Below are 5,995 nucleotides of genomic sequence, written 5' to 3'. Positions count from 1 at the left end.
CCGATGACGAGCTGGGCCTCACCGAGGTCGAGGCGCGTGGCGAGGAGGCGCTCGCGGGCCAGCGCCCGGAGCTCGGTGAGCCGGGCGACCTCCGCCTCCGCCCAGGTCTCCCCCGCGTAGTCGGCGTAGGCAGGTCCGCGCCACAGCCGGAGCGCGGTCTCCAGGGTGCACACCGCATCTGCCGGCGCCTGGCCCGCCGCCGACTCGATGGCCGCCTCGAACTGCCACGCATCCACGGCGTCCGGCGGGATCCGCAGGACGTATCCGGGACCGGCGCGGGCGATGACGCCGTCGCGCTGCCGGGCCGAGGCGTCCGGCTCGAGCCGCCTGCGCAGGTGGCTCACGTAGGCCTGCAGCGCGCCGGTGGCGTTGGTCGGTGGGCGGTCAGCCCACACGCAGTCGATCAGTCGATCGGCCGGGACCACCTGGTCCCGCAGGATGATCAGCCCTGCCAGTACGGCGCGCTGACGCCGCCCGCCGAGGTCCACGACCACGTCGTCCCGCRTCGCCGTGAGCTCGCCGAGCACGTGCAGGTGAAGCTGCGGCTGCCCGTCCACCCCACTTCCTCGCGTCGTCTCCGTCGAGGATAGGGCTGCGGCAGGGGTGGTTGCTGCCCCGAATTTGGGCACTCGGGCTCGCGTCGAGGCCCCTGGTGGGGGCCGTGCTAGACCGGCCGCTCGGGGCGGCCTCGGGCTAGAGGTGCTCGAGCTTGGCGTAGGGGCTCGTGACGCGCACCGTCTTGTCGCCGAAGTCGATCGACACAGCGTGGGCCTCGACACCGATCACACGACCGAGGCCGTAGAGGTCGTGGCAGACCTGGTCGCCGACGGCGTACACCTCGATCTCCAGTTCGGGCTTGGGCTGGAAGGGGCTCGAGGACTTGCGCGTGGACCACGATGAGGACGTCATAGGACTCAAGTATGCGCCCATGCCATGGGAAGCGCTGCTTTTCGCGGCCCTTCCGTCATCTGATGGTGGCTCTACGAGGGACCCATGGGTGATTGCGACGGCACGTGCGAGCCGAACCGTTTCCCGGTGCGGCCGCCGAACGCCTGGCAAGCTCGGCCGCATGGACACCTCGGGGGACCTGCCCATCGGCCTGCACGAGATGTTGCTGACCGACGGATTGGATGAGCAGCTGGGCTCGATCGTCCACCAGATCCATGAGTACGACGCCGTGGACGACGCGGACCTCCCTCACGTGCTGACGCAGCACTTGTCGGCCCTCGCCCTCAAGCGTCTGTCCGCGATCAAGGATCCGAGGGCTCGCGTCACGCTGGCGAACGCGGTGCTTCAAGCGATCGACGAACTTCCCGATCCGGTCACCACTCCCGCCCGACAGCTTCATGCCCTACGCCTGCCTGACGGGCCCGGCTCCGACGGTCGCCTCCGCAAACGTCCGAAGACCCCGCTGAATGACGCGGCCCTGCTCACCAACGCCCCCGGGGAGCCGAGCCTGGCCTCGGAGCTTCGCGCCGAGATCGATTCCGCCGACTCGATCGACCTCCTCTGTGCTTTCGTCATGTGGCACGGCTTGCGCCTGATCGAGGGAGAGTTGGCTGCCGCTCGGCAGGCCGGGATCCCCATCCGAGTGGTCACCACGACGTACATCGGAGGGACCGAGCGTCGCGCGCTCGACCGTCTCGTTCAAGACTTCGGCGCCGAGGTGAAAGTCCAGTACGACGCCAAGCGCACCCGCCTCCACGCGAAGGCATGGCTCTTCGGCCGCCGCACCGGATACGACACCGCCTACGTGGGTTCGTCCAACCTGACCACCTCCGCCATGCTCGAAGGTGTCGAGTGGAACGTGCGCCTGAGTACGGCCGCCACGCCCGCGCTCTTAGACAAGTTCCGCGCTACCTTCGATGCCTACTGGAACAGCCCCGAGTTCGAGTCGTACGACCCGGAGCGAGACCGCGACCGGCTCGACGACGCTCTTCTCGAGGCCAAGGGAACCAAGAGCTCGGGACGGGTCACGATCTCGCTCGTGGGTCTCGACGTCCGTCCGTACCCCTATCAACAGCAGATGCTGGATGAGCTCGAGGCAGAGCGCGTCGTCCATGACCGCCATCGCAATCTGGTGGTGGCTGCCACGGGCACCGGCAAGACGGTGATTGCAGCCCTGGACTACCGACGCATGTGCCAGCAAGCCGCTGGGCACCAACCTCGCCTGCTCTTCGTGGCACACCGCAAGGAGATCCTCGAGCAGTCCATTCGCACCTACCGGGAAGTCCTGGGCGACGCGAGCTTCGGCGAGCTCTATGTGGGAGGACAGYGGCCGGAGCGATGGAGTCACGTCTTCGCGAGCGTTCAATCCCTCACGTCGTACGGCGTGACTGAGATCCCCGCTGACGCGTACGACGTCGTCGTCATCGACGAGTTCCACCACGCCGAAGCACGCACCTACCGGAGGTTGATCGATCACCTCCGACCCACCGAGTTGCTCGGCCTCACTGCCACCCCTGAGCGGGCGGACGGGACCGACGTACGTTCGTTCTTCGACGGACGGACCGCTGCCGAGCTGCGCCTGTGGGACGCCCTCGGCGCGGACCTCCTGTGCCCCTTCCACTACTTCGCCATCGCAGACGGGACGGACCTGCGGGCGATCACGTGGACACGCGGCAGGTACGACGAGCGTGAACTCGAGGACGTCTTCACCGGCAACGACGCGCGGGCACGCATCATCCTGAGGCAGCTTCGAGAGAAGGTCGCAGACCCCGGCCAGATGCGCGCCCTCGGGTTCTGCGTCTCCGTGGCCCACGCGTCGTACATGACGCAGGTCTTCAACGAGGCCGGCATCCCGGCTCGATGTATCACAGGACAGACCGCGGCGGAGGATCGTGCGGCCGCTCTTCGTGAGCTGCGTGCTGCGACGGTCAACGTGCTCTTCACGGTGGACGTCTTCAATGAGGGCTTGGACATCCCGGACGTGGACACCGTGCTGTTCCTTCGCCCTACTGAGAGTTCCACGATCTTCATGCAGCAGTTGGGGCGTGGCCTCCGACGCACTCACGACAAGGCCGTCCTCACTGTGCTCGACTTCGTGGGCTATCACCGCAGAGAGTTCAGCTTCGCCAAGAAGTTCGCCGCCTTGACGGGCGTCCACGGCAAGCAACTCCAGAAGGCCGTTCACGACGAGTTCCCCTTCCTGCCGTCCGGGTGCCAGATTCAGTTGGATCGCCAGGCTCAAGAGATCGTCCTCGACAACCTCCGCTCGCAGGTCTCGCCTCGCTGGGCTCAGCTCGTCAGCGCGCTGCGCCAGGTAGGAGATACCGACCTGACGACGTTCTTGGAGGAGAGCGGCGTCGAGCTGAGCGACATCAGCCGGCGCGGTTCCTGGACAGCGCTTCGAAGGGAAGCCGGGTTCGACTCGCTGCCCGGCTCTGAGTTGGAGGAACGACTCCTCAAGCGCGTGCGGGCTTTCGCCCATGTCGACGACCCGCAGCGAGCGGCGTCGTACGACGCCCTCCTTCGGGACGACGCCCCGAAGTACGACGAGCTGACCGAGGGCGAGCAGCGACTGGCCCGCATGCTGTTCTACTCGTTCTGGTCGGACGGCGGCGACTTCGACTCGTACGGCGATGGTCTCGAGGCGATCCGTCGTGAGGCCGCCGCCCGCGCCGAGATTCGGACGGTGGTCGATCTCTCCTACGAGGCCGCGCGTCACGTCCCACTCACACTCGATGGGTCGCTCTCGTCCGTACCTCTCAAGGTCCATGCCCGCTACCAGCGGGAAGAGGTCTTGGCTGCCCTTGATTTCCCCCGGCGGCCCAACAGCTTCCGCGAGGGGGTTCTTTATCTCCCGAACCTCAACGTCGACGCCTTCTTCGTCACGCTGAAGAAGTCCGAAGCCGACTACTCCCCCACCACCATGTATGCCGACTACCCGATCAGTCGGGACCTGTTCCACTGGGAGTCGCAGTCCACGACGTCGACGATTTCCAAGACTGGTCAGCGGTACCTGACGGGCGCCTCGACAGTCCTGCTGTTCGTGCGGCATGAGGCGAAGGATGACTTCGGTACGTCGCCCTACACCTTCATGGGCCCTGCGACGTACGTCTCCCACAGTGGCGACCGGCCCATCGCGATCACCTGGAAGCTTGAGCACGCGATGCCGATGGAGTTCTTCCAGCACGCATCGGCGATCGCTCAGTAGGTCTGTTCATCGTTCACATGCGCCGATCAAATCGGTAACCGAGGATGCCTCGAGCACTCGTCATTACGACAACGAAGGACACGAAGTGAGGAAGCACCCCACAGTTGCTGCCCTCGCGAGCCTCATGCTTGCGCTGGCGATCGGCTCATCGGTCCAATCGACCGCCTCAGCCGCGACCGAACGACCTCGAGTGATCGTCAGCGAAGCCTCGCAGGTCGTTGCGGGTGACCTGATCCCCGTGGTGGCCAAAGTGCCCGCCGCTCGTATCGCGAAGCGCATCACCCTCGAGCGCCTGGAAATGCCGGTCTACGAAGGACTGGGCAGCCCGACTTGGGAGGTCGTGAAGTCGTCCGCGGTGCGCGGCCGGGCTCGGATCAAATTCAAGTCGACCGCACAGCAGCCGAACCTGGAGAAGTTCCGCGTTCGCGTGCAGTATCGGGACCACCGACGGGCCGTGGTCTCCAAGCCAGTCCGAGTTGAAGTATGGAGCTGGGTGCAGCTTCGGGAGTTCCCGGCCTACCAGTACACGTCTGGATTGCGGCTTGGCGAGGCTTCAATCTCGGGTCGGACCTACGAGGCCTGGACTCCTGAGACGTGGTCATCAGCCCGTTCGTGGGAGTCCCGCCATACTCCGGGTCGAAACTGCAAAGCGTTCCGAGGTACGGCAGGACTCATCGACGCGTCCGCAGATGGGTCCACGGGGACCATTCAACTGTTCGCCGACGAGGCTCCCGTGTGGACCTCGCCAGCACTTACGCCGGGCGTCGCCGTACCGTTCGAGATCCCTCTGAGCATGCCCTACAGATTTGCGCTACTCGCCACTAACAGTTCAGCTCCTAACGTGAAGTCCTTCCCTGCGATCGGTGACCCCGAGCTCCTGTGCACAGGGTTGTAGGAAGCCGCCCTTTAGATGTCGTTGCGCAGCAATCGCGATCACAGCGGTGCGAAGACCACCTAGCACCCCGGTTCCGTGAGGTCAGGCGTCGATGACGCCTCCACTTTCAACGGCACTGTGGCCGACAAACGACGTCGACAAGTCCGGATCCGATGACAGTTCGCACACACCACATCGCATTTCGCGGTCTCACTGATGAGCACCTCAACGGGCCACCTGTCGTTAATGAGCTTGGCGACCGCGTGCAACTTCACGCCCCTCGCGTGGTCCCAGTCCATGCCACGGGGCCATCCTTTCCACCCACAATCGGCACAACCAAGCGCCATTTTGAGCTGGTCGTTGAAGTCTTGCAGCTCGAGTCGGCGAAGCCACGACGCCGGCAGTTGAGGCTCCGAACGCCACTGCGACGGGCGCTTATCCCACGTATCGCGTCGGTGGCATCGTGCGCATCTCGGAACGCACTTGGCCAGCTCGGTGCGAATTCTGAATGCCGACACACACAGTTGAACCATCCGAGAGAGATTGCCGTTCTTCTCATCGGGATGAATGTGGTCAGGATCGATGGCACGGATGTCGCTGTAGCCGCAGTCAACACAGCCACTGCGTTTCCACCCGTCGACAATCGCCTGCAACCGAGCTCGCGACCGTCTGAGATCCGCCGCCCCGACAGCAAGCCGCCGCTGACGATTCCTTTCGCGAGAAAGTTCGCGGTATTCGGGGCTGGTCCACCGCCGCTGGTTCCGCGCCTGATTCTTCGCCTTCTCCTCTGGCAGCTGTCTTTTTTCAGCCTGTGCCTCTCGGCAGATTCCGGACAACCCACTAAAGCGTCGAGTCTCTCTGTTGAAGGCTGAGGCTGGGTGACTGACCTTGCACCACGGACACCAGATCGGGGTCCACGGCTCGATCTCAGCCGCGGGTGGGCGGCGGTGGCGCAGCTTGGGAGT

At 65.0% G+C, this 5,995-nt stretch carries 4 protein-coding genes; 2 read left to right on the top strand and 2 right to left on the bottom strand.

Features of this window, described 5'->3' with window-relative positions:
- Positions 1-557, bottom strand: a 557-nt coding sequence (locus ACXJKL_RS12370) for an AfsR/SARP family transcriptional regulator (RefSeq protein ID WP_457207347.1), incomplete at its 3' end; no start/stop codon positions are given.
- A gap of 136 nt (positions 558-693) precedes the next feature.
- Positions 694-909 (bottom strand): hypothetical protein, encoded by a 216-nt coding sequence (locus ACXJKL_RS12365; RefSeq protein ID WP_457207346.1) that lies wholly within the window; start codon positions 907-909, stop codon positions 694-696.
- Positions 910-1,069: 160 nt separating this feature from the next.
- On the opposite strand from ACXJKL_RS12365, the gene ACXJKL_RS12360 reads away from it, so the two are divergent.
- Positions 1,070-4,156, top strand: coding sequence for a DUF3427 domain-containing protein (locus ACXJKL_RS12360; protein ID WP_457207345.1), 3,087 nt, complete (start codon positions 1,070-1,072; stop codon positions 4,154-4,156).
- An 85-nt stretch (positions 4,157-4,241) separates the two neighbouring features.
- Entirely contained in the window at positions 4,242-5,051 is an 810-nt protein-coding gene (locus ACXJKL_RS12355; protein ID WP_457207344.1) for a hypothetical protein, read from the top strand.
- The last annotated feature ends 944 nt before the right edge of the window (positions 5,052-5,995 follow it).

It is taken from the genome of Nocardioides sp. P5_C9_2 (assembly GCF_054049555.1).
The sequence above is the reverse complement of the archived record's forward strand: the minus strand, read 5'-3'. Positions and strand labels throughout refer to the sequence as shown.